The following is a 1,931-nucleotide window of genomic DNA, read 5'->3' on the forward strand; positions in this document are numbered from 1 at the left end:
GGCATCGGTGTTGAGCGCTTCGCGCCATTGCGCAAAGCCGGCCGGCACGCCGAGGCGGTAATCCAGACGCGGCACCGGGGTGAAGTTGCAAACAAGCAAGACCGGCGGGGCCGAGCCATCTTTGCGCATCCAGGCCAACACCGATTGCTCCTCGTCTGCCGCGTCCAACCACTCAAACCCGTCCGCCTCGCAGTCAAGCCGGTGCAGCGCCGGCTGCTGGCGGTAGAGCTGGTTGAGATCGCGCACCAGGCGCTGCAGCCCGGCGTGCGCGGGCTGCTCCAGCAGCTCCCAAGGCAACTCGGCGTCATGATTCCATTCACTCGGCTGGCCAAACTCCTGACCCATGAACAAGAGCTTCTTGCCCGGATGGCCCCACATAAAGCCGTAATAGGCGCGCAGATTGGCGAACTTCTGCCAGGCGTCGCCGGGCATTTTTCCCAACATCGAGCCCTTGCCATGCACGACCTCGTCATGCGAGAGCGGCAGCACAAAGTTTTCACTGAACGCGTAGACCAAGCCGAACGTCATCTTGTCATGGTGCCAGCGCCGGTGAATCGGGTCTTCACGCATATAGGCCAGCGTGTCGTTCATCCAGCCCATATTCCATTTGTAGTGGAAGCCTAGGCCACCGGCCGAGGCCGGTGCCGAGACACCGGGAAAACTGGTCGACTCCTCGGCCACCGTGATGGTGCCGGGCGCATGCTTGCCTAACTGCTCATTCATGCGGCGCAAGAGCGCGATCGCCTCATAGTTCTGATGCCCGCCGTCGACATTGGGAATCCACTCGCCGGTCGGGCGCGAGTAGTCCCGGTACAGCATGGACGCGACCGCATCAACGCGCAGGCCGTCGACGCCCCAGCGCTCGATCCAATACAAGGCATTGCCGACCAGGAACTGGCGCACCTCGTTGCGGCCAAAGTTGTAGATCAGCGTGTTCCAGTCGCGATGGAAGCCCTCGCGCGGGTCGGCATATTCATACAGCTGCGTGCCATCAAAGTTGGCCAGCCCATGGGCATCCGAGGGGAAATGCGCCGGCACCCAGTCCAGCAGCAGCCCCAGGCCACGCGCATGGCAGGCCGCCACGAAACGGGCCAAGCCCTCGGGCGGGCCGAAGCGCGCGCTGGGCGCATACAGGCCCAGCGTTTGATAGCCCCAGGAACCATCAAATGGGTGTTCGCTGATCGGCATCAGCTGCAGATGAGTGAAGCCCATGTCGGCCGCATAGGCCGGCAGGCGCTCGGCCAACTCGTCCCAGGTCGGGAACTGCGCCGCGCCGCGCCGCCAGGACGCGGCATGCACTTCGTAGATGGAGATCGGCGCCGAACGCGCATTGGCGGCCGCGCGCGCTGGCGTGAGGCCTTTGCGAGGCGCCAAGGCGCTGACGATGCTGGCCGTGTCGGGTCGCAGCTGCATGGCAAAGGCAAACGGGTCGGCCTTCAAGGGCAAGCGCTGGCCGCCGGCATCAAACAGCTCGAATTTGTAGAAATCGCCCACGGCGGCGGCAGGCACAAAGCCCGCCCAGATGCCGCCTTGCGCCAGCGCTTGCAAGGCGTTGCGGCTGCCGTCCCAGTGGTTGAAGTCGCCCACGACGCTGACGGCACTGGCGTTCGGTGCCCAAACGGCAAAGCGAACGCCGCCACTGTCCAGCGGGTGAGCGCCCAGCACTTCAAACGGCCGCGGGTGCAGCCCTTGCGCCAACAGGGTCAGGTCTTGCTGGCTGATCTGTTCCGCGAGCGCCAACATCGCGTTCAGCCCAGGCTGGCGACCGACCAAACGCGGTCAACGTACTCGGCAATCGTGCGGTCGCTGGAGAAATCCCCCATGCCGGCCACATTCAAAATCGCCTTCTCACCCCAGGCTTCGGGCTGCGCATAGAGCGCATCCACTTCCAACTGCTTGTCCACATAAGCGGCGAAGTCCGCCATCAACAG

General features: G+C 64.3%; 2 protein-coding genes. Both read right to left on the reverse strand.

The window, feature by feature from the left end:
• Positions 1 to 1,743, reverse strand: a 1,743-nt coding sequence (gene glgB, locus RMO57_RS14665) for a 1,4-alpha-glucan branching protein GlgB (RefSeq protein WP_310387837.1), incomplete at its 3' end; no start/stop codon positions are given.
• A 5-nt stretch (positions 1,744 to 1,748) separates the two neighbouring features.
• On the reverse strand, positions 1,749 to 1,931 hold a 183-nt coding region (locus RMO57_RS14670), incomplete at its 5' end, for a glycogen/starch/alpha-glucan phosphorylase (protein WP_310387839.1).

The sequence above is a fragment of the Roseateles sp. genome, assembly GCF_031397715.1.
Lineage (GTDB): Bacteria > Pseudomonadota > Gammaproteobacteria > Burkholderiales > Burkholderiaceae_C > Paucibacter_A.